Annotated in this window: 27 protein-coding genes, 1 tRNA gene and 2 pseudogenes; 10 read left to right on the top strand and 20 right to left on the bottom strand. The window is 66.6% G+C overall.

Going from position 1 to position 26,315, the window contains the following annotated elements; genetic code table 11:
- Position 1: 1 nt before the first annotated feature.
- The 6 genes from ruvA to ACFQBT_RS07450 all read right to left on the bottom strand — a co-directional run bounded on the left by ruvA (position 2) and on the right by ACFQBT_RS07450 (position 6,112).
- The gene (ruvA, locus tag ACFQBT_RS07475; protein WP_377821626.1) at positions 2-598 is read right to left on the bottom strand and encodes a Holliday junction branch migration protein RuvA; all 597 of its coding nucleotides are present in this window, start codon (positions 596-598) and stop codon (positions 2-4) included.
- Positions 595-1,116, bottom strand: coding sequence for a crossover junction endodeoxyribonuclease RuvC (gene ruvC, locus ACFQBT_RS07470; RefSeq protein WP_377821624.1), 522 nt, complete (start codon positions 1,114-1,116; stop codon positions 595-597). The genes ruvA and ruvC overlap by 4 nt, the downstream gene beginning before the upstream one ends.
- Positions 1,117-1,288: 172 nt before the next feature.
- On the bottom strand, positions 1,289-2,044 hold the full coding sequence (locus tag ACFQBT_RS07465; protein ID WP_377821623.1) for a YebC/PmpR family DNA-binding transcriptional regulator: 756 nt from the start codon (positions 2,042-2,044) through the stop codon (positions 1,289-1,291).
- 43 nt (positions 2,045-2,087) lie between these two features.
- Positions 2,088-2,702 carry a pyridoxal 5'-phosphate synthase glutaminase subunit PdxT gene (gene pdxT, locus ACFQBT_RS07460; RefSeq protein ID WP_377821622.1) on the bottom strand — a complete coding sequence of 205 codons (615 nt, stop codon included), beginning with the start codon at positions 2,700-2,702 and terminating at the stop codon, positions 2,088-2,090.
- 48 nt (positions 2,703-2,750) lie between these two features.
- Positions 2,751-4,706, bottom strand: coding sequence for a vWA domain-containing protein (locus ACFQBT_RS07455; protein ID WP_377821620.1), 1,956 nt, complete (start codon positions 4,704-4,706; stop codon positions 2,751-2,753).
- Positions 4,706-6,112, bottom strand: a complete 1,407-nt coding sequence (locus ACFQBT_RS07450; protein WP_377821618.1) for a sigma 54-interacting transcriptional regulator — start codon at positions 6,110-6,112, stop codon at positions 4,706-4,708. Before ACFQBT_RS07450 ends, ACFQBT_RS07455 begins: the two co-directional genes overlap by 1 nt.
- Before the next feature lie 119 nt (positions 6,113-6,231).
- Between ACFQBT_RS07450 and ACFQBT_RS07445 the strand changes: the two are divergent.
- From ACFQBT_RS07445 to ACFQBT_RS07435, 3 genes and pseudogenes are all read left to right on the top strand, one after another.
- Positions 6,232-6,438, top strand: a pseudogene (locus ACFQBT_RS07445) (tyrosine-protein phosphatase); the annotation flags it as partial.
- Positions 6,439-6,506: 68 nt separating this feature from the next.
- Positions 6,507-6,965, top strand: a complete 459-nt coding sequence (locus tag ACFQBT_RS07440; protein WP_377825397.1) for a tyrosine-protein phosphatase — start codon at positions 6,507-6,509, stop codon at positions 6,963-6,965.
- Positions 6,966-6,992: 27 nt separating this feature from the next.
- Positions 6,993-7,889: a twin-arginine translocation signal domain-containing protein gene (locus ACFQBT_RS07435; protein WP_377821616.1), complete on the top strand. Its 897-nt coding sequence runs from the start codon at positions 6,993-6,995 to the stop codon at positions 7,887-7,889.
- Between the two features lies 1 nt (position 7,890).
- On the opposite strand, the gene pdxS is transcribed toward ACFQBT_RS07435, so the two are convergent.
- From pdxS to ACFQBT_RS07405, 6 genes and pseudogenes are all read right to left on the bottom strand, one after another.
- Positions 7,891-8,781 carry a pyridoxal 5'-phosphate synthase lyase subunit PdxS gene (pdxS, locus tag ACFQBT_RS07430; protein ID WP_377821614.1) on the bottom strand — a complete coding sequence of 297 codons (891 nt, stop codon included), beginning with the start codon at positions 8,779-8,781 and terminating at the stop codon, positions 7,891-7,893.
- Between the two features lie 86 nt (positions 8,782-8,867).
- Positions 8,868-9,464 carry a LemA family protein gene (locus ACFQBT_RS07425; RefSeq protein ID WP_377821612.1) on the bottom strand — a complete coding sequence of 199 codons (597 nt, stop codon included), beginning with the start codon at positions 9,462-9,464 and terminating at the stop codon, positions 8,868-8,870.
- A complete protein-coding gene (locus ACFQBT_RS07420; protein ID WP_377821610.1) occupies positions 9,464-10,675 on the bottom strand; it encodes a glycosyltransferase family 4 protein in 1,212 nt (403 codons plus the stop codon). Before ACFQBT_RS07420 ends, ACFQBT_RS07425 begins: the two co-directional genes overlap by 1 nt.
- Positions 10,672-11,616 carry a phosphatidylinositol mannoside acyltransferase gene (locus ACFQBT_RS07415; protein WP_377821608.1) on the bottom strand — a complete coding sequence of 315 codons (945 nt, stop codon included), beginning with the start codon at positions 11,614-11,616 and terminating at the stop codon, positions 10,672-10,674. Before ACFQBT_RS07415 ends, ACFQBT_RS07420 begins: the two co-directional genes overlap by 4 nt.
- Positions 11,613-12,241 (bottom strand): annotated as a pseudogene (pgsA, locus tag ACFQBT_RS07410) (phosphatidylinositol phosphate synthase). Before pgsA ends, ACFQBT_RS07415 begins: the two are co-directional and overlap by 4 nt.
- A gap of 21 nt (positions 12,242-12,262) precedes the next feature.
- Positions 12,263-12,811 (bottom strand): HIT family protein, encoded by a 549-nt coding sequence (locus ACFQBT_RS07405; RefSeq protein WP_377821606.1) that lies wholly within the window; start codon positions 12,809-12,811, stop codon positions 12,263-12,265.
- A 65-nt stretch (positions 12,812-12,876) separates the two neighbouring features.
- On the opposite strand from ACFQBT_RS07405, the gene ACFQBT_RS07400 reads away from it, so the two are divergent.
- Positions 12,877-13,335, top strand: coding sequence for a nitroreductase family deazaflavin-dependent oxidoreductase (locus tag ACFQBT_RS07400; protein ID WP_377821604.1), 459 nt, complete (start codon positions 12,877-12,879; stop codon positions 13,333-13,335).
- Positions 13,336-13,341: 6 nt separating this feature from the next.
- Here ACFQBT_RS07400 and ACFQBT_RS07395 read toward each other — a convergent pair whose 3' ends face one another.
- Positions 13,342-13,800 (bottom strand): GNAT family N-acetyltransferase, encoded by a 459-nt coding sequence (locus ACFQBT_RS07395; RefSeq protein WP_377821602.1) that lies wholly within the window; start codon positions 13,798-13,800, stop codon positions 13,342-13,344.
- Between the two features lie 50 nt (positions 13,801-13,850).
- Positions 13,851-15,833 (bottom strand): threonine--tRNA ligase, encoded by a 1,983-nt coding sequence (gene thrS / locus ACFQBT_RS07390; RefSeq protein ID WP_377821600.1) that lies wholly within the window; start codon positions 15,831-15,833, stop codon positions 13,851-13,853.
- Positions 15,834-16,519: 686 nt separating this feature from the next.
- On the opposite strand from thrS, the gene ACFQBT_RS07385 reads away from it, so the two are divergent.
- Positions 16,520-17,056 carry a DoxX family membrane protein gene (locus tag ACFQBT_RS07385; RefSeq protein ID WP_377821599.1) on the top strand — a complete coding sequence of 179 codons (537 nt, stop codon included), beginning with the start codon at positions 16,520-16,522 and terminating at the stop codon, positions 17,054-17,056.
- Between the two features lie 442 nt (positions 17,057-17,498).
- A complete protein-coding gene (locus ACFQBT_RS07380; protein ID WP_377825395.1) occupies positions 17,499-18,002 on the top strand; it encodes a DoxX family membrane protein in 504 nt (167 codons plus the stop codon).
- A gap of 55 nt (positions 18,003-18,057) precedes the next feature.
- On the opposite strand, the gene ACFQBT_RS07375 is transcribed toward ACFQBT_RS07380, so the two are convergent.
- A complete protein-coding gene (locus ACFQBT_RS07375; RefSeq protein ID WP_377821597.1) occupies positions 18,058-19,047 on the bottom strand; it encodes a TIGR03557 family F420-dependent LLM class oxidoreductase in 990 nt (329 codons plus the stop codon).
- Between the two features lie 109 nt (positions 19,048-19,156).
- Here ACFQBT_RS07375 and ACFQBT_RS07370 point away from each other — a divergent pair, with 109 nt between their 5' ends.
- On the top strand, positions 19,157-19,579 hold the full coding sequence (locus ACFQBT_RS07370) for a DoxX family protein (protein ID WP_377821595.1): 423 nt from the start codon (positions 19,157-19,159) through the stop codon (positions 19,577-19,579).
- A gap of 6 nt (positions 19,580-19,585) precedes the next feature.
- Here ACFQBT_RS07370 and ACFQBT_RS07365 read toward each other — a convergent pair whose 3' ends face one another.
- A complete protein-coding gene (locus tag ACFQBT_RS07365; protein ID WP_377821593.1) occupies positions 19,586-19,915 on the bottom strand; it encodes a TfoX/Sxy family protein in 330 nt (109 codons plus the stop codon).
- A 119-nt stretch (positions 19,916-20,034) separates the two neighbouring features.
- Here ACFQBT_RS07365 and ACFQBT_RS07360 point away from each other — a divergent pair.
- Positions 20,035-20,108 (top strand) — tRNA-Val (locus ACFQBT_RS07360).
- A gap of 455 nt (positions 20,109-20,563) precedes the next feature.
- On the opposite strand, the gene ACFQBT_RS07355 is transcribed toward ACFQBT_RS07360, so the two are convergent.
- Positions 20,564-21,148, bottom strand: coding sequence for a pentapeptide repeat-containing protein (locus tag ACFQBT_RS07355; protein WP_377821591.1), 585 nt, complete (start codon positions 21,146-21,148; stop codon positions 20,564-20,566).
- A 1,156-nt stretch (positions 21,149-22,304) separates the two neighbouring features.
- On the opposite strand from ACFQBT_RS07355, the gene ACFQBT_RS07350 reads away from it, so the two are divergent.
- Complete coding sequence (locus ACFQBT_RS07350) at positions 22,305-22,763, top strand: dihydrofolate reductase family protein (RefSeq protein WP_377821589.1); 459 nt, start codon at positions 22,305-22,307, stop codon at positions 22,761-22,763.
- A gap of 53 nt (positions 22,764-22,816) precedes the next feature.
- A complete protein-coding gene (locus ACFQBT_RS07345) occupies positions 22,817-23,377 on the top strand; it encodes a DinB family protein (RefSeq protein WP_377821587.1) in 561 nt (186 codons plus the stop codon).
- A 437-nt stretch (positions 23,378-23,814) separates the two neighbouring features.
- Here ACFQBT_RS07345 and ACFQBT_RS07340 read toward each other — a convergent pair whose 3' ends face one another.
- The 3 genes from ACFQBT_RS07340 to ACFQBT_RS07330 form a co-directional block, all read right to left on the bottom strand.
- On the bottom strand, positions 23,815-24,261 hold the full coding sequence (locus ACFQBT_RS07340; RefSeq protein WP_377821585.1) for a TIGR02611 family protein: 447 nt from the start codon (positions 24,259-24,261) through the stop codon (positions 23,815-23,817).
- Positions 24,258-25,100, bottom strand: coding sequence for an aminotransferase class IV (locus tag ACFQBT_RS07335; protein WP_377825393.1), 843 nt, complete (start codon positions 25,098-25,100; stop codon positions 24,258-24,260). The genes ACFQBT_RS07340 and ACFQBT_RS07335 overlap by 4 nt, the downstream gene beginning before the upstream one ends.
- A gap of 79 nt (positions 25,101-25,179) precedes the next feature.
- Positions 25,180-26,292: a chorismate-binding protein gene (locus ACFQBT_RS07330; protein WP_377821583.1), complete on the bottom strand. Its 1,113-nt coding sequence runs from the start codon at positions 26,290-26,292 to the stop codon at positions 25,180-25,182.
- Positions 26,293-26,315 lie beyond the last annotated feature (23 nt).

Below are 26,315 nucleotides of genomic sequence, written 5' to 3'. Positions count from 1 at the left end.
CCTACCGACCCAGACGGCGTAGCGCCGCCCGCAACGTCTCGGCAACATCCAGCCCGTCGGTCTCCGCGGTGACCGACGCGACCGCGTCACCGGCCTGCTTGGCGTTCCAGCCGAGCCCGACGAGCGCTTCGACGACCTGGTCCTGATCGGTGGACAGCACCGGAGCCGCTGAGGGTACGCCGCCCGGTGAGCCCGCGGGCGCGCCCACCTTGTCCTTGAGCTCCAGGACGATCCGCTCGGCGCCCTTCTTGCCGATGCCGGGAACCTTGGTCAGCGCCGTCACGTCGTTGCCCGCGATTGCCGTGCGCAACGGATCGGGTGCATGTACCGCGAGCATGGCCAGGGCCAGGCGCGGCCCGACGCCGGAGACGGTCTGCACGAGTTCGAACAGGTCACGCTCGGCCGCGGTGTCGAACCCGAACAGGGTCAGCGAGTCCTCACGCACCACCAGTGAGGTGGCCAGGCGCAGCTGGGCGCCGGCCCGCGTCGACGAGGCCGCGGCCGGGGTGGTGTGCACCAGCAGTCCGACTCCCCCGACCTCCACCACCACGTGATCCAGGCCGGCGGAAAGCACCGTGCCGGACAGTGAGGAGATCACCGCGCGGCCCGTTGCATCGCGACTGCCTGGGCGATCCGGTCCTGTGCGGCGCCGCGCCACAGATGACAGATCGCCAGGGCGATGGCATCGGCGGCATCCGCGGGCCGCGGTGCGACCTGCAGCCGAAGGATGCGCGTGACCATGGCCGTGACCTGGTTCTTGTCGGCCCGGCCGTTGCCGGTCACCGCGGCCTTGACCTCCGACGGGGTGTGCATCGCCAGGGGCAGGCCGCGCCGGGCGGCGGCCAGCATCGGGACGGCGGACGCCTGCGCGGTGCCCATGATCCCCTTGATGTTGGCCTTGGCGAAGACCCGCTCGACGGCGACTGCGTCCGGACGCAGCCGCTCCAGCCAGTCGTCGATCTCGGTCTGCAGCGTGAGCAGCCGCAGCGCCGGCTCCTGGTCGATCGGCGTACGGACCACGCCGACCTCGACCAACCGCAGCGGCGCCCCGAGCTGACCCTCCACCACGCCCAGACCGCAACGGGTCAGACCGGGGTCGACCCCCAGAACTCGCACGCGCCACTCCCCTCGATCCGAACAGGTGTTCGCTTCACGCTACCTGCCGGGTGGGCCTACGACAGTGAGCGACGCGCCGCTCAGCCCTCGTCGAGGTGAACCGACTGCTCGTGCTAACCCTCCGGCCGCGTGCTCGCAAGCTCGCCCACAACCTCCGGATCGCCCTTCGTCGTCAGTCCTCGTCCAGCTCGGCCAGGACCTCGTCGGACACGTCACCGTTGGCGTAGACGTTCTGCACGTCGTCACTGTCCTCGAGGGCCTCGATGACGCGGAACATCTTCTTGGCGCCGTCGGCGTCCAGCTCGATCTCCATCGTGGGCAGCCACGATGCCTCTGCGGAGTCGTAGTCAACATCAGCTGCCTGCAATGCCTCACGGACGCCCACGAAATCGGTCGCCTCCGAGACGATTTCGAAGGAGTCCCCCAGGTCGTTGACCTCCTCGGCCCCAGCATCCAGAACGATCTCCAGGATGTCGTCCTCGCTCTTGCCCGCCTTGGGCACGATGACAACGCCCTTGCGGTGAAAGAGGTAGGCGACCGAACCGCTGTCGGCCATGGACCCGCCGTTCTTCTGCAGCGCGGTGCGCACCTCTGCAACGGCGCGGTTCTTGTTGTCGGTGAGGCACTCGATCAACAGCGCGACACCGCCGGGGGCATAGCCCTCGTAGGTCAGCGCCAGGTATTCGGCGCCGCCGGCTTCCGCGCCGGAGCCGCGCTTGACGGCGCGATCGATGTTGTCGTTGGGGACCGAGGACTTCTTGGCCTTCTGGATCGCGTCGTACAGGGTGGGGTTACCCGCCGGGTCGCCGCCGCCGGAGCGGGCCGCGACCTCGATGTTCTTGATGAGCTTGGCGAACAGCTTGCCGCGCTTGGCGTCGATCGCCGCCTTCTTGTGCTTGGTTGTCGCCCATTTGGAGTGACCGCTCATGCCCTGCCTCTACATCGCTTCGTTACGAGTCAACCGGTCAAGTCTACGAGGGCGCCCCGGTCTGCGCCGAACGCACCATGTCCGCGAAGAGCGCGTGCACCCGGTGATCGCCGGTCACCTCCGGATGGAAGGAGGTGGCCAACGCGTTGCCCTGACGTACGGCGACCGGGTGCGTTGCGCCGTCCGGCCCGGTCACGGTGGCCAGGACCCGGACGTCCTGCCCCACGGACTCCACCCAGGGCGCCCGGATGAAGACGGCGCGCATCGGCGCACCGGCGATACCGGCCACCGCCAGATCCGCCTCGAAAGAGTCGACCTGGCGGCCGAACGCGTTGCGCCGGACCGTCATCTCGATCGTGGCGAGCGGTTCCTGGTCGGGACGACCGTCCAGGATGGTGCTCGCCAACAGGATCATCCCGGCGCACGAGCCATAGACCGGCATCCCGCCAGCAAGACGCTGCCGCAGCGGTTCCCGCAGGCCGAAAGCCGTGATGAGCTTGTCGATCGTCGTCGACTCGCCACCGGGGATCACCAAGCCGTCGACGTGCGCCACCTCGGCCGGCCGGCGTACCGCGGGGGCATCGACACCCGCCTCCTGGAGGGCACGCTGGTGCTCTCGCACATCGCCTTGCAGCGCGAGAACCCCGATGACGGTCATGCGCCGACAATAGGCCGGTCGGCCCGGCGGGCCACGGCGGGCCCGGTCTCACCGCCCTCGCGAACGACCTCTGAGATAGCCGTCGACCACCGCTACGCCGAGATCGTCCAGTTCGGGGGCGACCACGGTGCCGCCGACCCGTTGGGCGAGCTGCTCCAGGAACCGCTCGAGGGAGGGATCCTCCCCGAGACGGTAGATCGTCGTCCGCGCACCGAGCCGGGTCACTGCGTCCAACTCGCGCACGCTGTAGGCGACCGTCAGCGGGTGCGGCGGGTAGGCGAAGGCGACCTCACCGTCGGGTTCGATGTGCGCTGTCGGTTCACCGTCGGTGACGATCAGCAGCACCGGCTGTGAGGCCGGGTGCTTGCGGAAGAACTGCTGCGCCAACAGCAGCGCGTGATGCAGGTTGGTGCCCTTGTCCCATTCCGGCGCGAGCGAGGTGAGGGTGTCGATCGGCATCCGTTCGGCCTGCCGGGCGAACGCGATGAGCTCCAGTTGGTCCCCGCGGAACCGGGTCTGGATCAGATGGTGCAGGGCAACCGCTGTGCGCTTCATCGGCAGCCAACGACCGTCCATCGCCATGGAGAACGACGTGTCGACCAGCAGCGCGACGGCTGCGTGGGTCCGCTCCTGGGTCTCCTGCACCTCGACGTCGTCCATGACCAGCACGGGTCCGCCGTCGACGGCCCGCCGCACCGCCGCGTTGGTCATGGTGCGCGAGACATCCCACGGTTCGGTGTCGCCGAAAGCCCATTGCTTACTGGCGCCGGTCGCCTCCCCCGCCAGACCGGCCCGCATAGCCTGACGCGACCCGTCCCGGCCCGACATCGACCGGGAGATGTCCCGCAGCAGGGTCCTGCCGAGTTCACGCATGGCCCGCGGGGACAGGCGAAGATCACCCTCCGAGTCCCGGTTGAGCATGTCCCGTTGGCGCATCCCGGCGTCCAACTCCTGCAGGTGCCGGGCCGCGTCTGCAGCATCCGGCCCGAGCAGCCGGTCCAGCGCCTCCAGATCCAGGTCTGCCATCTGCGAGCCGGCGTAGGACTGCGACAGCTGCTCGGCGAGCTGATCCAACGCGGCCACTTCCTGCAGCACTCCGGTGCCGTCCCCGAGGCCCAGGCCCTGTTGGCCGTCCATCGCTTCAGAACCACCCCAGCCGGCGTCCGGGCGCAGATCCTGCAGCAGCGAATCCAATTGGGACAGTTGCGACATCAGCTCCGGGGAGCCGAACGCGGACGCCGCCAACTCGTCCAGCTCGGCGCGTTGTTCAGGGGTCAGCGAATTGCGCAACCGTTGGGCGGCCGCCGCCCGCTGCGCCAGCGAGTCCAGCAGTTCGTCGATGTTCTGCGGATTCTCCGGGAAGTACTCACCGTGCTTGGCCATGAACTCATCGAAGTCGGCGGGGGTGTCCTCACCGCGGGCATGTTTGCCGAGCAGGTCGTTCAGGTCCGACAGCATCTCGCTGACCTGCTGACGATCCTCGTCGGTGGCGTTCTCGAGGGCTTGTTTCATCCCGGCGAACCGCTGATCGAGCATCTCCCGGCCCAGGAGATCCTTGATCTGCTCGAACTTCTCGCGTGCCTCCGAACTGCGCCACTGGTAATCGCCCAGCTCGCTCACCGCGGCGGCGGGCGAGGGCGGCAGATTCTCGATCCGCATTTCGGCGAACCGGGCGTCGTCGTCGAGGTCGCGGGCCAGTTGCTTGCGTTCCGCCAGGACAGCCTGCTCCAGCAACTCCCGGACCTGCTCGAACGTGCCGCCCAGGTTGCTGCGCTGCAGCAGGTCCTGGCGGCGCCGCATCGCTTGCGCGGCCAGGTCGTCCAGACCCTGCCGGCCCTGGGGTCCGTGCCGCAGGAACTCCCGCAGCGCCCGGTCGGCAGAGTACCCGGCCATCACGCTTTCGCTGACCGCGTCCAGGGCTTCGGCCAGATCCACCGGCGGGGCCAGGGGGTCGGGCCCGCCGGTGTACCGGTGGTAGCGGCTCTCGCCGCGGGAGCCGGCCATCACCCGTACGTCGTGTGGCCGGTTTCGTCGGCGTCCTTGCCGATCCGCCTGGCCAGGTAGAGGCCTTCGAGCGCGAACTCGATCGCATTGGCCCGCTCCCCCGGCGATGTCGCCTCGAGGCGCCCGTCGATCTGGTCGTAGAGATCGGACTCGCCGATCGCGGGCAGTTGTGCGAGCACCTCGTCGGCAGGTGTGCGCGGTCCCGTCTCGATCTGTGCGCCGTCCTGGATGGCCGCCACCAGCAGCCCCAGATCCACCCCGGCCAGCGTGCCCCGGACGGTGTCGGCGATGCTCGTGCGCAGCAGATGCTCCAGCACCGGCCGCTCCCGACCCTCGTGACCGGACTCGAACTCGACCTTGCCGGTCAGCACGTCGAGCACGTCGGGCAGGTCGACGACCCGCGCCACCGCGGTGCCCTCACCGGTGACCGTGGCCCGGTGCAACGCACCCGCAGCCACCGTCTCGGCCGCGGCGATCGCGAATCGCGCTGAGACACCGGAGCGTTGGTCGACCGCGGAAGACTCACGCAACGCTCGCGTGAAGCGGGCGATGACCTCCAGGACCGAGGCCGAAACCTCCGCGACGAAGTTGCTCTCCTGTTCGATGACGGCCACTTCACCGGCGAGGTCCAACGGGTAGTGGGTGCGTACTTGAGCACCGAACCGGTCCTTCAACGGGGTGATGATCCGACCGCGGTTGGTGTAATCCTCCGGGTTGGCGCTGGCGACCACGAGCACGTCCAACGGCAGCCGCAGCAGGTAACCGCGGATCTGGATGTCCTTCTCCTCCATGACGTTCAGCATCGCCACCTGGATGCGCTCGGCGAGGTCGGGCAGCTCGTTGATCGCAACGATGCCGCGGTGTGCTCGTGGGATCAGGCCGAAGTGGATGGTCTCGGGATCGCCCAGGCTGCGGCCCTGTGCGACTTTCATCGGATCGACGTCACCCACCAGGTCGGCGACGGAGGTGTCGGGGGTAGCCAGCTTTTCGGCGTACCGCTCGGATCGGTGGCGCCACGCCACGGGCAGGTCATCACCGAGTTCGGTTGCCCGGCGGATGGATTCAGTGGTGATCGGATCGTAAGGGTGCTCTCCCAGCTCGGCGCCCTCGATGACCGGGGTCCACTCGTCCAACAGCAACGGCAGGGTGCGCAACAACCGGGTCTTGCCCTGGCCGCGCTCCCCCAGCAGGACGACGTCGTGGCCGGCGAGCAGTGCTCGCTCGAGCTGGGGCAGGACAGTGTCGTCGAATCCCTGGATGCCCGGCCACGGATCCTCGCCGGAGGCCAGTGCCGCCAGCAGGTTGGCGCGCAGCTCCTGGCGCACGCTGCGGTGTTCGTGCCCACTGGCCCGCAACTGCCCGAGGGTGTTGATGGCGGGCGGATCGGTGCGATCGAGGCTTGTCACGCCGAGAACGCTACGCCGCGGACCGCCGTCTCGAACCACCCTTACCGGAAGCACCCTCCGCACGTGCCTACGATTCATAGGTGACGCAACGATGGATCGATCTCGACGGCCTGGTCAACATGCGCGACATCGGCGGGTTACCGACGGTCGACGGCGGACGCACCCAGTTCGGTCGTTTGATCCGCTCGGACAACCTGCAGGACCTCACTGCCGGTGATGTCCGGCGCCTCGTGGACGAGCTCGGCGTGACCGACATCGTGGACCTGCGCGCCGACCGGGAGTTGCACCTCGAAGGCCCGGGACCGATGCGCGAGGTCAGCACCGTGACCCACCACCACCATTCGTTGCTGCGCGAGCGCAGCGACGAGTCCAGCGAGCGCGTGGCGCAGCGAGCATTGGGTACGACCCCCGCCGGGTCCGCGACGCCGGCTTCTGGGCGCGGAGCTACCTGGGCTACCTCGAACAGCGACCGGACTCGGTCTCCGGCGCGCTCTCGGCGATCGCAGGCGCATCGGGAGCGACTGTCGTGCACTGCGCTGCCGGTAAGGATCGGACCGGAACCGTCGTGGCCATGGCCCTGGACGTCGCCGGAGTGCCGCACGCCGAGATCGCCGCCGACTACGCGCTCACCCAGGAGCGCCTCGCGGCGATCATCGACAGGCTGGCCCGGCGACCGTCGTACGGCGAAGCACTGGCGACCCAGACCCTGGCCGACCAGACGCCGCATGCCGATTCGGCGTTGGCGGTCCTCACCGCGCTGGACGAAGGCTGGGGCGGTGCCGCCGGCTGGTTGCGGGAGCAGGGCTGGTCCCAGGACGAGGTGGAACAGTTGCGTGATCGGCTCACCCGTTAGGAGCGATGGGGCCTAGGGTCAGGGCCCATGAGCCTCCTCGACCGTCGCCAGTTCCTCACCGCCACCGCCGCCGTCACCGGTAGTGCGGCGCTCGGCCTGACCCGTGCGGACATCAGCGCCGCGGCCAGCCGTTACCCCGAGTACGACAAGTACTTCAACCCCGGCCCGCGGGCCTACCCGGGCGTCGACACGTACTGGGTGCCGCAGGGGCTGACCCACTGGGGCAACGACAAGCTGCTGATCTCCTACTACGACGGACGCTACGGCGACGCCGATTACACGAAGCGGGCCAAGAGCCGGCTGTTCATCGTGAGCCGGTCGACCGGCGCCACCCTCAACTGGTTCCAGCTCAACACCCAGCGTCACGTCGGTGGGCTGGCGACCACTCCCGGCTACATCTGGCTGTCGATGGACTCACGGTTGCTGCGTTACCCCACGAGCCGGTTCTCACAAGCGAACGGGTCGATCATCCACGCCAGCAAGGAATTCGACGTCGACGGCAAGGCGTCGTACGTCGGTTCCTACGGCGACACCTTGTGGACCGGGACCTGCAACCCCGAGCACCGCGACTACATGTATGCCTATCCCGTGAACAGCAGCGGCAACCTGCCGAAGAATCCCACCGCGAAGATTCGCACGCCCTCACAGGTGCAGGGCCTGGCCGTCACCGGCAGTCTGTTCATCTGGTCGCAGTCGTGGGGCAGCAAGGACTCCAACCTCATCTACTGGCGCCGCTCGCGCACCTACGACGGCAGTACGGCGCGGGGCAACTGGATTGTCACCGCGCCGCGGGCGGAGGGACTGACCTACGTCAACGGGCAGGTGCACGTCATCTTCGAGTCAGGATCGTCGAAGTACGCCGGCTCCTCGCGCGGGATCCGGGTCAAGACCGTCCACCACGGGACCCTGCCGCCGGTGCCGTGACCTACCAGCCGCGCTCGGCGAGTCGGTGCGGCTGAGGGATCTCCTCGACGTTGATGCCGACCATGGCCTCGCCCAGCCCGCGGGAGACCTTGGCGATCACGTCGGGGTCGTCGTAGAACGTCGTTGCCTTGACGATGGCTTCGGCGCGCTCGGCGGGGTTGCCGCTCTTGAAGATGCCGGAGCCGACGAAGACGCCCTCGGCGCCGAGTTGCATCATCATGGCCGCATCTGCCGGGGTGGCGATGCCCCCGGCGGTGAAGAGCACGACCGGCAGTTTGCCCAGTTCGGCGACTTCCTTCACCAGTTCGTACGGCGCCTGCAACTCCTTGGCCGCCACGAACAACTCATCCTCCGGCAGCGACGTCAGCCGCCGGATCTCCTGACGGATCTGGCGCATGTGGGTCGTCGCGTTCGAGACGTCACCGGTGCCGGCCTCGCCCTTGGAGCGGATCATCGCCGCACCCTCGGTGATCCGGCGCAGCGCCTCACCGAGGTTGGTCGCACCGCACACGAAGGGAACGGTGAATTCCCACTTGTCGATGTGGTTGCTGTAGTCCGCCGGGGTCAGCACCTCGGACTCGTCGATGTAGTCCACCCCGAGGCTCTGCAGGACCTGCGCCTCGACGAAGTGCCCGATGCGGGCCTTGGCCATCACCGGGATCGACACCGCCGAGATGATGCCGTCGATCATGTCGGGGTCGCTCATCCGCGAGACGCCGCCCTGAGCCCGGATGTCGGCCGGAACCCGCTCCAGGGCCATGACCGCCACGGCACCGGCGTCCTCGGCGATCTTGGCCTGGTCGGGGGTGACGACGTCCATGATGACGCCGCCCTTCAGCATCTCGGCCATGCCGCGCTTGACCCGCGCGGTGCCCGTCGTCTCGTTCGTCATGACACCAGACTAAGGGCAGCTGGAGGCAGCTAGGTGCCACCCATCAACATTTGGCATGAAGCAGCCAGGCGCACCTCCTGCCGCGCTCAGGCCTCCGGAACCGGGATCGCCACGACCTGCGGGACCGTGTCATCGAAGTCGAGCACCTGCGGCAGGTCGGTGTGGCCGGCCAACCGGAACACCCGCACCAGCGTCTGCGCGCGCATGTTCTGCACATCGGCGACCGCGTCGTTGTAGAACCGGCGGGCCAGCTGTACCCGCTGGCATGCCGCTTGGACCCGGTCGATCTGCTCCTGCGCGTAATTGTCGCGGGCCCGCATCGTCTCCAGAACTTCCGGGCCGAGCACGGCCCGCAGGGTGTGCGTCAGATTGGTCTCGACCCGGGCACGGTGGGCGTCGACGCCCTGCTCTGACACCTCGGCCCGCACCGCGGCCGCATCCGAGGTGTCCAGCGATTCACTGGCCGCCTCGGCCAGGAGCATCGCACTGGCCGGGTCGATCAGCCCGGAGTTGGCCAGTTCGATTGACACCTCGGCGCGCCGGACCAGCTGGGCGTCCAGGGCCGACACCGATCCCTCGACCTTGGCGTGCAACCGGTCCAGCCGGGCCGCGTTGTAGGACAAGTACCACGCGATCACGGCCACGATCGCGATCGCTAATGCGATCCACCCCAGCGTCTGCATCAGTCGCCTCCTGTCAGTCTGCGGAACTGCCGGACTGCCGACAGCCGCCTCCCCCGCCGCGTCGTACTCGGTGCGGTCTCTTCCATCATGACCGGACGCGGCTCGGCGGCGAGGACGGTTTCGTAGACATTGATGATTTCTGTTGCCACCCGCGACCAGTCGAACTCTCGGGCGCGCTGCAGCCCGGACGCCCGCAACCGGGCGCGAAGGTCGGCATCGCCCAGCACGCGCTGGATCTGTGCGGCCAGCGATCCGGCGTCCTCGTTGGCGAACAGTGCACCGCACGCCCCGCCGCGCAGGACCGCGTCGAAGGCCTCGATGTCGCTGGCGATCACCGGGGCGCCTGCGCTCATGGCCTCGATCAGGATGATCCCGAAGCTCTCCCCGCCGGTGTTCGGGGCGATGTAGGCATCCACCGAATGCAGCATGGAGGCCTTCTGCTCGTCGGTGACCGGGCCGAGGAACTCACACGCCTGCTTCACCTGGTCCGGTTGGCCGGACATCACTTCACGCGGGTCGCCGGGTCCGGCGATGAGCACGCGCAGCCCCGGCCAGACCCGCAGCACCTCCGGCAGTGCCGCCAGCAGGACCGCGATCCCCTTGCGCGGTTCCTCGATCCGGCCGAGGAAGGCGATGGTGGGCCGCTGCGGGGTTCCGGCCCACGCGGGCGTGACGTGCGCGCGGGCGAAGTCATCGACGTACACCCCGTTGGGGATGACGGTGCAATCCATGTCGATGTGCGACAGCAGGAACCGGCGCGCGGCCTCGGACACCGCGATGCGGCCGCGGATCTTCTCCAGCCCCGATTGCATCAGCGGTTGCAGGGTGCTCAGTGTGCGCGAGCGCGCGTTGCTGGTGTGGAAGGTCGCCACCAGCGGTCCTTCGCAGGCCCACATGGCCAGCATGGACAGGCTGGGGCTGATCGGCTCGTGCACGTGGACGACGTCGAATTCGCCGCGCTCGATCCACCGCGACACCCGCGCTGCGGTGACCGGACCGAACAGGAGGCGCGCGACCGATCCGTTGTAAGGCACCGGAACCGCCTTGCCGGCGCTCTCGACGTACGGCGGCAGCGGGGTGTCGTCGTCGGCGGGCGCCAGCACGCTGACGTGATGGCCTGCGGCCAGAAGGTATTCGGCCAGGTCACGGACGTGGAACTGCACCCCGCCGGGCACGTCAACGGCGTACGGGCAGACGATCCCGACCCTCACCGCGCGCCCTCGGTACGCGCCGGGTCCAGGTCATCGAGGAAGACCCGCTGCATCATGTGCCAGTCCGCGGTGTGCAACCGGATCTGCTCGCCCAGTACGTCGACGCACGCCTGGGTCATCAACCGCACCTTCTCGTTGTCATCCACACCCTCCGGCACGGGAACGCGCGGGCCGATGTGCGCGGTGATCCCCTGCATCGCCCGGCCCGGCAGCGGCCGGTAACGGATCGCGATGGTGTGCAACGCCGCACCGGTCTCCAGCGCCAGCCGGGCCGGTCCGGCGGCGACCTTGGCCCGGTGGCCGCACAGGTCCACCTCGACACCGTGCGAGGTCAGGTCGCGGTCGGCCAGCAGGGGCACGAACCCGCCGTCGTTGAGCGCGTCGCGCATCGCGGCGTACGGCGCGCTCCCGCCGGTGAGCGGGATGATCGTCATGCCGAGGCTCTCCCGGAACTCCAGGAACTCCTCGAACAACTCCTCGGGCTTGAGCCGCTCGGCGATGGTGGTGACCTTGGCGAAGTGGTAGGTCGCCCAGGCGCCGGTGAGGTCCCAGTTGCCCATGTGCCCCAGGAAGCCGATCAGCGGCTTGCCCGCCCCCACCTGGGCGCGGATCTCATCCCCGTGATCCTCCAGCTGCACGATGCCGTCGAGGGATTCGCGGGTCTGCAGCTGCAACCGGAACGCGTCGCAGAAGTACCGCAGGTAGGAGCGCATCCCCTCCTTGACCAGGGCTTCGAGCGCCGCCTCGTCCAACTCGGGTCGGACCCGGGCGTAGTTGGCGCGCAGCCTTTGGACGCTCTTGCCGTTCCGCGCGTAGGTTCGGTCGGCGGCAATCTGGAACGCGGCGTACGCCGATCGCTCGGGCAACCGGCGCACCAACCCCCACCCGGCGCGGTAGCCGGTGACGGTCGCTGCCCCGGTCAGGTCGCTGCGGCGGCTCACGCCCCGGTCTCCGCCGCCAGCGCCTGCTGACGCACGGTGAGCATCCGTTGGATCACGGTGACCAGGCTCGCGGCCGCCAGCAGGGCGAGCACTACACCCAGCACGGCGGTCGGCAGGTGCAGGAACGGGATCCCGACCAGCCCGGTCGTGACGAGCACCGCGACCAGACGGTCGGCGCGCTCGGCGATGCCGACGTTGGCGGTCATCCCCAGGCCTTCGGCGCGGGCCTTGGCGTAGGAGACCACGCTCCCCAGCACCAGACAGGCCAGCGCAAGAGCGGTCATCACCATGCTGTCGCCCTCGCCGGCGTAGTACAGGATCAGCCCGCTGAAGATCGCGGCGTCGCCGACCCGGTCCAGCGTCGAGTCGAGGTAGGCGCCCCACACACTGGATCGCCCGGACTGACGGGCCATGTTGCCGTCGATCATGTCCGAGAAGACGAAACAGGTGATGAAGATCGTGCCCCAGAAGAACGAGCCGCGCGGATAGAAGGCGAGAGCGCCGACGCAGACGCCGAGGGTGCCCACGATGGTCACGACGTCGGGGCTGATGCCGAGCTTGAGCAAGAACCGGGCGAGGGGGTGAACAGGCGCGTGAACAGCGCCCGGGCGAATCGGTTGAGCATGGTGGCCCCGAGCCTACGGGGTCAGCGGCCGCTCTCCGGCCAAGCGGCCACCAGGCGCTCGCGGGTGTCTTCCAGCAGGACCGGCAGCGCCTTGGTCTGGGCCACGATCGGTAGGAAGTTGGAGTCACCGCCCCAGCGGGGTACGACGTGCTGGTGCAGATGCGCCGCGACGCCCGCCCCGGCGACGGCGCCCTGGTTCATGCCCAGGTTGAAACCGTCGGGTGCCGAAGCCGCGGTGAGTGCCGCGATGGCCGCTTTGGTCAGCGCACTGAACTCTGCGGTCTCCTCGTCGGTGAGATCGACATAGAGCGGTACGTGCCGGTAGGGGCAGATCAACAGGTGTCCGGGGTTATACGGGAAGAGGTTCAGCACCGCGAAGCACAGTTCGCCGCGGTGCACGATCAAGCCCTCAGCGTCGCTGCGGGTGGGCGCAACACAGAACGGACATGCGTCCGAGTCGTCGTTCTGCGGTTTCGGGGTGTCGATGTAGACCATGCGATGCGGAGTCCACAGTCGCTCGAAACCATCGGGCACCCGGGCGAATGCGTCCTCGCGCTCCAGTTCGGCCATGACCCGATCCTAGGCAGTGCGGCGTGGCGCGGAATGATCGCCCGCGGCTCGTGGTTGGCGCGAACATGACCTTCAAAAGTGCGCTGCCGGGCGAAATCGCCGAAGAGAAGACCGAGTGGGTCCGCGGTCAGCTGGAGACCATCGACAGGACCGGCACGACCGAATCGGTCCAGGTGATGGACCGGCCGATCGTCGTCTATACGATCCGGGGCCGCAAGTCCGGTCTGCTGCGCCGGGTGCCGCTGATGCGCGTGGAGCACGACGGCTCGTACGGCGTGGTGGCCTCCAAGGGCGGCGCGCCGGAGCATCCCGCCTGGTACCACAACCTGCAGGCCAACCCTGAGGTTGAGGTCCAGGACGGTACGACGAGGTTGGTGGGTATCGCACGTGAACTGTCCGGTCCCGAGCGCGACCAGTGGTGGGATCGCGCCGTTGCGGCCTACCCCGAGTACGCCAACTACCAGACGAAGACCGACCGTCAGATCCCGGTCTTCGTGGTGGAGCCGGTGCGCACCGTCGCGTGAGTGGTGTCACGCCCGCCATTCCATGAGGCGCTCTGAAGCCGGCACAAAGCCCGCCCGCTCATAGACACTGCGAGCTGATGGGCGGGCGTTGAGCTGAATCCGGTTGACCTGGTTCGCGCGGGCCCACTCCTGCAGAACCGTCAGCATGCGCCCGGCGATGCCGTGGCCGCGCTGCGCCGGCACCACGAACACCTGGCCGACGTGCAACCAACTGACCACCGGCCGCCGCAGCGACGGCAGCTTGGTGATCAAGGACGTCTGCACCAGACCGACCGCCTCACCCTGGGGACCGAAAGCCAGCCACGTCGGCCGGCGGACGGAGTCGGCCAGCCAGGCATCGGCGTACTCGGTGAGGAAACCCGCACGCGGCGTGGCGGCCTCGGCCTCCAGGTCCATCTGGAGGGCGAGCGCCGCCACGATGAGCGCCTCGTCGCGCGTGGCGGGGGTGATCCGGACATCACTCATCCGCGCATCGAATCACACGCAGACCGCACCCGACCTGCGAACGGTCCGTCTCAGACCTGCGCGCGGCTTTCGATGGCAGCAGTGATCTCGGCGACCGCGTCGGCGAGCGGCACGGCGTTCTTCTGCGAACCGTCGCGGTAGCGGAAGGAGACCGCACCGGCCGAGCGATCCTCCTCCCCGGCGATCAGCACGAACGGCACCTTGGACTTGGACGCGTTGCGGATTTTCTTGGGAAAGCGGTCGTCGGAGTCGTCCAATTCGACCCGGACCCCCTGTGCCGCAAGGGTGTCCAACACCTCACGCAGATAGTCGGCGAACTCCTCGGCAACGGGCACCCCGAGCACCTGGACCGGCGACAGCCAGGGCGGGAAGGCACCGGCGTAGTGCTCGGTCAGCACCCCGAGGAAACGCTCGATCGAGCCGAACTTCGCCGAGTGGATCATCACCGGCCGCTGCCGGGTGCCGTCGGCGGCCTGGAACTCCAGCTCGAAGCCGCGCGGTTGGTTGAAGTCGTACTGGATCGTCGACATCTGCCACGTCCGCCCGATGGCATCCCGGGCCTGCACGGAGATCTTCGGACCGTAGAACGCCGCCCCACCCGGGTCGGGCACCAGCTCCAGTCCCGACTGGTTCGCCACGTCCTCCAGGACCTTGGTCGCGACCTCCCACTCCTCGTCGGAGCCGATGAACTTGTCCTTCTTGTCGCCCTCGGTGTCCCGTGTGGACAGTTCCAGGTAGAAGTCGTCCAGACCGAAGTCCCGCAGCACCGACAACACGAAGTCCAGCAGGTGCTTGACCTCGCCCGGTGCCTGTTCAGGCGTGCAGTAGGAGTGTGAATCGTCCTGCGTCAGACCCCGCACCCGGGTCAGACCGTGCACCACTCCGGACTTCTCGTACCGGTAGACCGAGCCGAATTCGAAGTAACGGATGGGCAATTCGCGATAGGAACGCCCGCGCGACCGGAAGATCAGGTTGTGCATGGGGCAGTTCATGGCCTTGAGGTAGTACTTCGAGCCCTCGAACTCCATCGGCGGGAACATCGTGTCGGCGTAGTACGGCAGGTGCCCCGAGGTGTGGAAGAGCCCCTCCTTGCTGATGTGCGGGGTGCCGACGTAGGAGAAACCCTCCTCGATGTGCCGGCGCCGGACGAAGTCCTCCATCTCCCGCTTGATGACGCCACCCTTGGGATGGAAGACCGGAAGACCCGAGCCCAACTCGTCGGGGAAGGAGAACAGGTCCAGCTCGGCGCCCAGTTTGCGGTGGTCGCGCTTCTCGGCCTCGGCCAGCCGATCCAGGTAGGCCTTCATTTCTTCCTTGGTGGGCCACGCCGTGCCGTAGATACGCTGCAACTGCGGGTTCTTCTCGCTACCTCGCCAGTACGCCGCGGCGGAGCGCATGAGCTTGAAGGCGTTGCCGATCAGCTTCGTCGAGGGCAGGTGCGGTCCGCGGCACAAGTCGCCCCACGCACGCGAGCCATCACGGTGCAGGTTGTCGTAGATCGTGAGTTCGCCGCCGCCGACTTCGGCGTCGGCGCCTTCGGCCGCCTCCCCGGCATTGCCCTTCAACCCGATGAGCTCGAGCTTGTAGGGCTCATCGGCCAGCTCCGCCCGCGCCTCATCGTCGGTCACGACGCGACGGGCGAATGTCTGCCCTTCGTTGATGATTTTCTGCATCGCCTTCTCGAGGGCCTTGAGGTCCTCAGGGACGAACGGCGTGGCGACGTCGAAGTCGTAATAGAACCCGTCCGTAATGGGTGGGCCGATACCCAACTTGGCGTCGGGGTTGATCTGCTGCACGGCCTGGGCCAGCACGTGGGCCGCGGAGTGCCGCAGGATGTTCAGCCCGTCCGGCTCGTCGATGCGCACCGGCTCGACCTTGGCGTCGGCCGGGACCGGCCGGAAGAGATCCTGCAGTTGGCCGTTGACGCGCATCGCGACGATGGTTTTGTCGTCGCCGAAGAGGTCCGCGCCGGTAGTGCCCTGCAGCGCCGATCGCTCGCTTCCGGCGATGGGGGCAGGGACCTGGGCAGACACGGGCGTTCTCCTCGCGTTCTCGGATGGCGCACCACGGGTGTGGCACTCGACCCAGGTTATCGGCCAACCGCCGCCGGACTTGCATCGATTAATCGGTCATCGGGTGTTCAGTCCGCGGTCACGCCCTCGACGCGTCCGTGTCACCGACCGGCAGTTGCCTGACGTGCGGCGGCCCGGGTGATACGGGCCGCCGCCAGCTTGCAGGCCTCGGGGACCTCGATGGGCACGTACGACGAGTCCACCCGTCGGTTGTTTGTCGGCATTACTGCCGCGCTCACCGCCGGTGCCGGCCTGGTAACCGGTGCCGGCGAAGTGCGTCGGACACGCGCGGTACGGAATCGATCGAACTCAACAGCGTTACGCCAGAACGGAATTGGGCCGGATGGCGACCTGCGATTCCTCGATGCGGTGGGGATCGCCCACGACCATAGAGCCTGCGCCGAAAGTGCCACGGATCATGGCAGATCGGAGCGAGATGCGGCGGCCCCGAAGACGGACGACCGACCAGCACTCAATGTGCCGGATTGTCCTGTCCCCCTGTTGTTTTCAAGGTTCGCATGGTTAGCCTCTCCTGACTTGTGTAAACGCTTGCACAGGAGGATATTGGAGTTATCGGAACACATCGAAGGAGATGGTCAACGATGACCGCCATGCTGCACCGTCCGAACCACGCAAAAGCATCGGAGGTGACCAGCGAACACCCCACCGAGTCGTCGGTGACGCGTCACGTGCTGGCAGTCCTCCGTATTGCGACCGGCTTCATCTTCCTCTGGGCCTTCCTCGACAAGACCTTCGGGCTGAGCTACTCCACCCCGAACGCCAGGGCCTGGATCCACGGTGGATCCCCGACCAAGGGATTCCTCTCGAACGTCGAAGTGGGACCGCTGCAGAGCTTCTTCCACTCGATCGCGGGCAACCCGATCGCGGACTGGCTCTTCATGCTCGGCCTCCTCGGCGTCGGCGTTGCACTGATCCTCGGTGCAGGCCTTCGACTCGCCGCAGTTGGGGCAACGCTGATGATGGCCATGATGTGGATTGCAGAATGGCCGCTTGCCCAAACCACCGCCACCGGTGATCCGAGTGGCTCGACCAACCCGATCGTCGACTACCACGTGATCTACGCGCTGGTCGCCATCGTGTGCGCGCTGAGCTACGCCGGTCGCACCTGGGGCATCAGCTCCTGGTGGGAGCGGGTGGTCGGCAAGAACCGCTGGCTCGTCTGACGCAGCCAGCCCGGAAGGTCCCGCTTCGGCGGGACCTTCTTCGTTTCTGCGTGCTCCGGCGGTCCATCGGGCTGGGACGAGTGCTGCTGCAGGCCAACCGAATCCTTGTAGGGGGTTTCGGCGCGTTCTGTTGCCATTGCGGACCCGGCACTCAAGACTGAAGATGTCAAGTCCGTCGGTGTCACTGACTCGGTTCGCATGAGGTGGATCGGCGTGATCCGAGGGCGCCAGCAAAGGAGTTGGGAACTGTGAGCACCAACGAACCCGCCGGGGGCAATGGCGGGGCTGCGGAACAACGTGACCCCACACTGATCGAGGACAACCCGATCTACGGACACCGTGAGACTGACAGGGCCGTCGGAGATTCCTACCCTCGCGGCGAGGCTCCCTCCAGCCCCGAAGCCCGCGAGCTGCCGGACTCCCCGGTCGCGCCCACGGCCGTATTTGGCTGGCAATACTGCGAATTGCTCTCGGCTTCATCATGTTGTGGGCCTTCCTGGACAAGCTCTTCGGTCTCGGCTACTCGACGCCGAAGGCCCGCGCCTGGATCAACGGCGGTTCGCCGACGAAGGGCTTCCTGTCCAACGTCGCGGTGGGACCCAAGGGTCTGCAGGACTTCTTCCACAACATCGCAGGCACGTGGTGGGCCAATGGCCTGTTCATGATCGGCCTGGCCGCGATCGGCATCGCGTTCATCCTCGGGATCGGCATGCGCATCGCCGCCCTTGCGAACCTGGTGATGATGGCGATGATGTGGGCGGCCGAGTGGCCGCTGGACAAGGTCACGGCGACCGGCGACCCCAGCGGATCGAGCAACCCGATCGTCGACTACCACGTGATCTACGCGCTGGCAGGCATCGTGTGTGCGCTATTCCTGGCAGGGCGAACAATCGGTCTGGGAAAGGCCTGGGAGAAGCTGGTCGGCCGCAACCGCTGGCTGGTCTGAGAAATCCGTCCGTGACAAGTGGCCGTCCCCGTTCCCGGGGGCGGCCACTTGGCGTTCAGGCCACCGCTGAGCGCAGCGCCTGAAGGATCGGTCCGGCGGCCTCGTCGAGGAAGCGCTGCTGGCCCTCATCGCCGATCTGGACCAGCGCGATGTCGGTGAATCCCGCTTCCCAGTATGGCTGCACCGCCGCCACGATCGCATCGACGTCGGGCCCGCAGGGAATGGCTTGCGCCACGTCGTCCGGGGTGACGAACTGGCTGGCGCCGGCAAAACCGGCCGTGGTGGGCAGATCGGCGTTCACCGACCAACCCAGACCGAACCACCGGAACTGCTCGTGGGCGCGTTCGATCGCGGCGTCCCGGGAGTGATCCCAGCAGACGGGTATCTGCCCGATGCTGCGCGTGTCCACTCCCAGGTCCGCGTCGCGACGGGCATCCTTCCAGCCCTGCACCAGGTCACTTTCGGGTTCGACGGCAATGAGGTGGTCGGCCAGCGGAGCGAACCGTTTGATCGACGCGTCACCGGAAACAGCAACGGCCAGTGGCACTTTGGCATCGGGTGCGTCCCAGATCCGCGCCGAGTCGACCCGGAAGTAGTCACCATCCCAGGTCACGAGTTCGCCGGTGTGCAGCTCACGAATGATCTGCATTGCTTCTTCCAGCATGTCCTGTCGTTGGGCGACGGGCAGCCAGCCCTCTCCGGTGATGTGCTCGTTGAGGTTCTCGCCGCTGCCCAGGCCGAGCGTGAACCGTCCATCGGACAGCAACTGCATCGTGGCGGCCTTCTGGGCCACGACAGCCGGGTGGTAGCGCTGGATGGGGCAGGTGACATAGGTCATGAGTTCGACGCGTTCGGTTGCCTGGGCGACGGCGCCCAGGACGCTCCAGGCGTACGGCGCGTGGCCCTGTGCGGCGAGCCACGGCGAGTAGTGGTCGCTGGAGACCTCGAAGTCGAAGCCAACGTCCTCCGCGGCGCGCGCGTACTGCACCAGTTGTTTCGGGCCGGACTGCTCAGTCATCAGGGTGTAACCAAATCGGGTTGTCATACCTCGATTGAACGGTTCCGGCCCGTCGTCGTGGACAGCCCGAAGGGTGGCCCCGGCCGGGACTGCGACAGACTGGCGGGGTCACTTTCCACGACTGTCGGAGGCCCAGGTGCCACACTCGCTCGGTTCGAAGGTCCGCGTCGCCGGTCAGGTTGCTCTCGGTGGCTTTCTCGCCTTTGCCGGTGTCAGCCACCTGACGTTCGCCCGGGAAGAGTTCCGGGCGCAAGTGCCAGACTGGTTCCCCGCGGACACAGATCTTGTGGTGCTTGCTTCTGGTGTGGTCGAAATTGCCTTGGGGACAGCGCTTCTCGCCACTTGGAAACAACCGGCTCGAGCCTGGGTGGGCGCAACAGCCGGAGCATTCTTCGTCGCGGTGTTCCCTGGCAACATCGCCCAATTCACCGAGCACAAAGACGGATTCGGCCTGGACACCGACACCAAACGGGCGATCCGGCTGCTGTTCCAGCCGTTGCTGGTGGCCGGCGCGCTCACGGCTACCGACGCGGTCCGGGTGCTGTGGAAGGACCGCTGAGCTGACCTACGGCGCGGAGTCCGGTGATCGCAACGCCAGTTCGATCCACCACTGCAGGTCATCATCGTCCACGACGGCCGCATCGGTCAGAAACAGGTAACTGCGCATCGTGCGCGCCTTCATGACGGCTGGTGACGCGCCCTCCCGGGCCAGCGCCTCGTCGTACTCCCCCGGATCGACGCGGACCATCATCACGCGGCCCTCCCTCTGCCCGACCGCCAGCCGCAACGTGCCGTTGACCATGAAGGCGACGCTGCCGAACATCCGCTTCTCCTGCACGTCGCCGGCAGTCAATAGACGCTCGCGGACCCGCGACAACAGCTCGATCTCCTGCATACCTCGAGGCTCCCAGAGGTCGATGTCGCCGCGGAAGGGCAATCGAGCGGGTCAATTTCGGATCTGGACGGCGTCTTAGTAGTCTTTCCCTTCGGCGCGGCTGATTCCGTGGCTGACCTGGACGTATAGCTCAGTTGGTTAGAGCGTTCGCTTCACACGCGAGAGGTCAGGGGTTCGAGTCCCTTTACGTCCACCCATCAAGAGTCCCCTGACCTGCGCAAACGCTGTCCGAGGTGGACATTCTCGCCCTTCGTGGGGAATACGTGGGGAAGGGATTCGGTCTTTCGATCGAAAGCGGCCGAAGCCGATCTCATGTCCCACGCCTCTCGACTACCGGTTTCGGTCGACACATGGTGGATGCGATAGCGACCAGCGATTCAGCCCATGGCTTCGCACATTGAAGAACAGGGATGCCCCGTCGCGGCCTTGCAGGCACTGCTTGCCGATCGCATGAGTGGAGAACGCTTGGTGCCGTTGGCGAACCTTCAGCTGGACGGGTGGGTGTCATGGTGCGCGCGAACATGACCTCGTCGGTGGTCAGCAGACGGATCGCTTCGGCTCCATCGTGGAGGACCGAGTGGACCTGCCGATTTGGGAGCGGCCCAGGATCGTCCCGCCGCTACGAGTGATGATCTGTTCGACATGTGTCTAGGTGGCCGATCGCTGCGCGGGTTCGCGTCGATACCAGAGTTCGACTTCGACGCCGACGACGCTGACGGAGCCGGGCACGCAGGTCGTACGGTGACAGAAGTCGAACCCGTCACTGAGACTGCCTGATGCCGTCCTTCCATTGAGAACGACTTCGTCGAAGTGCCCACCGAGTCCCGGACCCCCGCCGGCACCGACCTCAAGGACCCGAGTGTCTCCCTTGAAGTCCGAGAGGCGAACACCCGTCATCACGGTCCGTCCAGCATCCGTCCCAACATTGACATGGGAGAACTGAGCCCAGGTCAAATCGGCGTCACGTAGGTCGGAACCCGTGAAATTGCAGGCTGCGAATGAGGCCCCGCGGAGGGAACGCCCACGCAAGTTGGCACCCGTGAAGTTGCAGTATCGGAAGCTCGCGCCGTCCAGCGTGGCGAAGCGAAGGTCGGTATTCACGAAGCTGCAATGGTCGAAATACTTTTGAGATCTCGCACCTGCCGAGACCAGGTCGAAGCTGTCGAACGACACGTCCTTCAGAGTGCGCGTCCCCACTTCCTCCAGCAATCGCCGCGCATCCTTCAAGTCCATGGGGTCGATCGTTTCATCACCTGCGAGCATTGCGCGCGATGTTTCCGCTCGTGCCGCTGAGAGTGACATCTTTTCGCGGCTCGAAGCGGGGCCAAGTCAGACCGGCAGGGGTGGGTCCCACTGGGTTGACATAGTCGCCCAGCGAAGAAGAGTGACGTCGATAGGACGCCCTCTCAAACGCGCTCTCGTGCCGCGTTTCGTCGGCCCTCGCTAAGTTGGCCGACGATCACCCGGACGGCGTCAGCCGGTGGCAACCAGTCGATTCTCGTGGCGGCCAGGTGGTTCTGCAGGTCTTCAAGGGATGCGAAACACGGGTCTGGGTCGTCACCTCCCGGGCCCGCGTCATCCCCGCCAAGGATGTAAAGAATGTCAACGGACGAGGGGGCGCCGTCCTTGACAAGACGCCGGCGCCACAGGTGTCCGCGAACCGGCCACGCGATGTTCACGATGATGTTGTACCCGCGGTACAGCCCACTCAGGACACGCCCGGCGAACGCGTCCTGACCAGCCTCGAGACGCTCCCGGCTGGGGCCCCACCCCGCGTCCGGTAGACCCTGGGCCTCAACGGCCTCCATCTCACGAAGCCATCTTCGACCGTGCCTGTCCACCCGGGAAACCTATCGCTGGTGCCTCGCGAGCCGGCATCGACGGGACGTCCCTCCTAGACGCGGTCGTGCCGCGTGGCGGAATTCCTACTCATCCCATCCATCGGGCGTCTGCACTTGCCAGTGCTCACCCGCACTTGGCCGTGACGCTAGATGGCCGGGCGGCATCGTGGCGAGGTCCGCGATCGAGCTGCTCCGTTCGATCGCGTGCCAGATGTGGGTGACGATGGAGGCTCCGGGAAGACTAGGGTCGCTCACGCCGTCACCTATGAATCACTCACCGTCGGGGAGTATGTCCTACCTCCCGCCACGGACTCGACCTTTGAAGGCAAAGGTTGGGGTTACCCGGTGCAGGATCTGTTGAATCTGCACACAAACGTTCATCGAGTCGGTTATGACGTAGGAGGAAGGCTCTTGAGGAGGCTGGTGGCTGCATGTCGCGAATCGTTTCATTCACTCTGTGTAGTTTGGACTGGGCAGTCGATAACCCGGGTCGGTACTTCCCAAACCCATCCGCTGATGGTCCGTCACCACCCGGATACGACCAGGATATGGAGGCTCTCGAACGTCGCCTGATCTCAGCTCAGATGGCTGTGCTTCTGGGGCGTCGTATGTACGACGAATGGTCGCAATACTGGCCCACTTCCTCTGAACAGCCGTTCGCCGACTTCATCAACAACACTCCAAAGTACGTGCTGAGTTCCAGCGATCTTGGGCCATCGGCATGGTCATCGAGCTGTGAGCGATTGACAGGACCGTTGGAGACGGTGGTCCAGGCGCTCAAGGAGGACCTCCAAGGTACGGGTGATATTGGCGTCCACGGCAGCATCACCTTGGTGCAATCGCTGCTCGCGGCCGGATTGATTGACGAGGTACAACTCGCGGTCGCACCTGTGCTGGACCCGCTTGGGCGCCGACTGTTCGATGATGTTCGAGAACGGCTCCGGTGGGAGTTAGTTGACTGCGTTGCAACCGAGAACGGCGCGGTATGGCTGACGTATCGGCCGTGAGCAACTGCGCCACAGCCGTATTGCATCGTGGTCAGTCCTGACAGGAGCAACTCGTGAGCGCATCAGCCAGACACCATCAGATCGCGGGCGAATTTTCGCGCCTTGTCCAGGCTACTAGCGATTGGAACGCTGCTACGCCCGTTGCTCAATGGCGTGCGCGCGACATCGTGACTCATTTGCTTGACTGGCTGCCTCCGGTCCTGCATGCATGGAGCAACCTGGATCTGCCCGCCGAGAACGGCGACTTGGCACAGCGATGGAGCTTCCGAACCGAGGCCGTCCAGCAATTGCTCGAAGACTCAAACAATGCCGACGCCGTGCTGAGCAACGGGCCGTTCGCCGGCGGAACCGTTGGCGGCGTGATCGACCAGATCTACACGGCCGACATCTATCAACACACCTGGGATCTAGCGAAAAGCACCGGCCAGAACCCCCAGATGGACCCCGATATCGCCCGCAACATGCTGTCCGGCATGCGTCAGATGGAGGAGGCATTGCGTTCGTCAGGCCAGTACGGCCCGGCGATCCCCACCGCAAGTACAGACCCGGTTGAGCAGCTAGTGGCGTTTATAGGCCGGGACCCACAGTGGCAATCGCCGCCGACTGAGGGTTGACCGTTCGCCCGCGACCCTGATTGCTTCGGTCTCAGGTGGTTGCCCGGGTCTGCCGATCACATGACATGCCCGCGTACAGGGAACATGATCCGCGGCGCGGCAGGTGCCCTCTGAGATCAACACTGGCGCCGCCATAACTCTCGGATTGCGCTAAGTCCTCTAGCCGCTCTGAGCCGGCCGACGGATAGCGCCTGCCGACGGGTCGTCACTGGTTGACGAGTCGCGGATGAGAGAGTCGGGCATTCTGGCCAGATGTCTGCGGAATGGCTGCCGGCGTGGTCGGAATTTGCCGCTGCGGTGATCACCGGAGGCGCGGCAATGGTCGCGGTTTCGTCACGAATCACGGTGCTGGGCTCTTCGTCGATCCTCAAGCCATCGACGGTGTCGGCTCCGTGTCCGCAACGGCCAGCGCTAGCTCGCGCAGCCGCCGGATGCGCTCAGTGAAGGCCCGGGAGTCCACGCAGCCAATTCTCAATCGAGTCAGGCAAATACGTCGGCACACCGCTGATCGCGAAGAGCAGATAGAACACGGCCACGACCAACACGAACAATCCCAGCCCAAGCAGTGCCCGCACCCACCACGACTGCTGCTTCTGCCACTCGTTCCACTTCTTGACCTGCTTGATCGCGTAGGACCGCAGATTGGCCGCCGGCTCGAACTCCGAAGCCAGCACCCCGAGGCCGAGGAAGATCACCAACCATCCGGGGCCGGGGAAGGGCAGCAGGATCACTCCGAGGACCACAATCGCCAGACCGACGACGATCACCAGAGTGCGGTAAATGATCAGGGTGGTCCAGTTGGACTTCAGCGCCCGTCGCCAGGCCCACGGATCCTCGTCCGCGTCGACCCACCACTTGCTGTCCTTCGGGGTCCGCCCACTCATACCGGCGCGAACCGGGTGACGCCCATCTCGCGGGATACCTCCGCGAAGGCTGCCTGCAGTCGACTGGTGACCGGCCCCGGCGCCGCGATCGCGTGATCGCCCACCGCATGTACCGGTTGGATGTCGCGCGTCGTCGAGGTCAGGAAGATCTCGTCGGCGCTGTCCAGTACGTCGATCGGCAGCTCCCGCTCAGCGGCCGGGATCCCCGCGGCCGCGGCGGCCTCGAGCACGATGCCGCGGGTGATTCCGGCCAACGCACCGGAGGACAACGGCGGTGTGACTGCGACTCCGTCGATCACCACGAAGATGTTGCTCCCGGTGCCCTCGCAGAGCTCGCCGCGGGTGTTGGCGAAGATCGCCTCACTGCCGCCCGCGGCCTTGGCCCGGGCGAGCGCCAGGACGTTCTCGCCGTACGACGTGGACTTCACCCCCGCCAGCGCACCGCGCTCGTTGCGCGTCCAGGGCACGACCACGACCTTGGCGGTCGGCGGGAAGGGTGTGGCCTCTGCCGCCGCGACCACGTAGCTCAGCGGGGCGTCGCCGCGGTCAGATCCCATCGGGCCGACGCCGGCGGTGACGGTGTAGCGCAGCCGACCGAAAGTGATGGGTTGCTGCAGGACGGCGCCGATCGCCTCATCGAGGATCCCCCGGTCGGCGGCAGGCAGGCCCATCGCCTGCAGTGAACGGTCCAGTCGTTCGTAGTGCCGTTGCAGGGCGAACACCCCGGAGTCGACGATCTTGCACGTTTCGAACACTCCGTCGCCGACCGTGACGCCGTGATCGAGCGCATTCAGGCTGGGCTCGTCGCCCACGATGCGCCCGTTGACCCACACCCGCATACTCACTTCGTCTCCTCCTACGCCCCGTGCGGGCTGTCTGCGATGACCGTGTCGGCAAGATCCACCAACCACCCGGCTTTCAGGTCAGTCTCCCACCACTCCCCTCCGGATCGGACGCCCACGTGATGCCGGCGCCGACCCCCAAGCGAAGCGTTCGAGCTGTCCGCCAGAACGTCCGGATGGCCACCGCCAGTTCCGCCCTGGGATCTGACGGATCGCGATTGTCGACGTACCCGACTGCGCCGCAATAGATCTCGCGGTCTACAGGCTCGATCGACGAGATCATCTGCAGTGCGGTGTGTTTCGGTGCGCCGGACACGGAACCCGGCGGGAAGGTGGCGGCCAACAGCCGATCCCACGGCGTGTCGGCCGCGAGAGTGCCCGTCACGTGAGACACCAGATGCACGCTGCCGGGGTATCGCTCCGGTGTGCACAGGCCCTCGACCCGCACCGTCCCCGGCCGGCACACCCGTTGCAGGTCGTTGCGCACCAGATCCGTGATCATCACGTTCTCGGTGTAGTCCTTGTCCAGCATCTGGGCGAGAGTCTTCGCGGTGCCCTTGATCGGCCCCGAAGTGACCTGGCCGCCGACCCGACGTAGATACAACTCCGGTGAGGCGCACACGATGTCCAGACCCGCCTCGGGTACGAGCACCCGTGCACCGTACTTTCCCGAACTACGTTGACGCACAGCGTGATCCAGAGCATCGAGGTCGAATCTGACCGGTATCTCGCGCTCCAGGATCCGGCAGACGTTGACCTGGTAGACCGTGCCGTCCGCGATCGCGTTGCGCACCGCCGCGACCCCTTCGACGTACGCCGATCGGTCCAGGGAACTGCGCCACGTCACGGCCGGGTGCTCGGCCGCCACCTTCCTGGGCGCAGACACGGCGCACGGCGCGGCTCGCCGTACGTCATCGAAACGCACGGCGGTCAGGTCACCCTCGAACCCGAGGGCGACGACCCAGAAGCCCGGTTGGTCCAGGACCCGCGGGTCCTTCTCAACCTGCGCAACCCGGCGGGCGGTCAACTCCCGGAATCGCGCGTGCGCTTCAGCCTCCATCGCCGTCATTGTGCCGTCCCGGTGCGCCCGGGTTCGGCGGATGTCCGGGAACGGTGACTCGGTGATCGTCGGCCAATCCCGTCCGGTGCGCCGCGCATCCCGGAAGAACGTCTTTACATTGCTGACCAAACTTTTACCGTCGCAGCATTCCC

The sequence above is a fragment of the Branchiibius cervicis genome, from assembly GCF_042661605.1.
Taxonomy (GTDB): domain Bacteria; phylum Actinomycetota; class Actinomycetes; order Actinomycetales; family Dermatophilaceae; genus Branchiibius; species Branchiibius cervicis.
This window is presented reverse-complemented; position numbering and strand designations above follow the sequence as displayed.

Coding starts and splice junctions, on each gene's coding strand:
- ACFQBT_RS07465 (WP_377821623.1), bottom strand. CDS start 2,044: ATGAGCGGTCACTCCAAATGGGCGACAACCAAGCACAAGAAGGCGGCG.
- pdxT (WP_377821622.1), bottom strand. CDS start 2,702: ATGACCGTCATCGGGGTTCTCGCGCTGCAAGGCGATGTGCGAGAGCAC.
- ACFQBT_RS07455 (WP_377821620.1), bottom strand. CDS start 4,706: ATGGCCGGCTCCCGCGGCGAGAGCCGCTACCACCGGTACACCGGCGGG.
- ACFQBT_RS07435 (WP_377821616.1), top strand. CDS start 6,993: ATGAGCCTCCTCGACCGTCGCCAGTTCCTCACCGCCACCGCCGCCGTC.
- pdxS (WP_377821614.1), bottom strand. CDS start 8,781: ATGACGAACGAGACGACGGGCACCGCGCGGGTCAAGCGCGGCATGGCC.
- ACFQBT_RS07425 (WP_377821612.1), bottom strand. CDS start 9,464: ATGCAGACGCTGGGGTGGATCGCATTAGCGATCGCGATCGTGGCCGTG.
- ACFQBT_RS07405 (WP_377821606.1), bottom strand. CDS start 12,811: ATGGCCGAACTGGAGCGCGAGGACGCATTCGCCCGGGTGCCCGATGGT.
- ACFQBT_RS07400 (WP_377821604.1), top strand. CDS start 12,877: ATGACCTTCAAAAGTGCGCTGCCGGGCGAAATCGCCGAAGAGAAGACC.
- ACFQBT_RS07395 (WP_377821602.1), bottom strand. CDS start 13,800: ATGAGTGATGTCCGGATCACCCCCGCCACGCGCGACGAGGCGCTCATC.
- ACFQBT_RS07375 (WP_377821597.1), bottom strand. CDS start 19,047: ATGACAACCCGATTTGGTTACACCCTGATGACTGAGCAGTCCGGCCCG.
- ACFQBT_RS07365 (WP_377821593.1), bottom strand. CDS start 19,915: ATGCAGGAGATCGAGCTGTTGTCGCGGGTCCGCGAGCGTCTATTGACT.
- ACFQBT_RS07355 (WP_377821591.1), bottom strand. CDS start 21,148: ATGGACTTGAAGGATGCGCGGCGATTGCTGGAGGAAGTGGGGACGCGC.
- ACFQBT_RS07350 (WP_377821589.1), top strand. CDS start 22,305: ATGGAGGCTCTCGAACGTCGCCTGATCTCAGCTCAGATGGCTGTGCTT.
- ACFQBT_RS07340 (WP_377821585.1), bottom strand. CDS start 24,261: ATGAGTGGGCGGACCCCGAAGGACAGCAAGTGGTGGGTCGACGCGGAC.
- ACFQBT_RS07335 (WP_377825393.1), bottom strand. CDS start 25,100: ATGCGGGTGTGGGTCAACGGGCGCATCGTGGGCGACGAGCCCAGCCTG.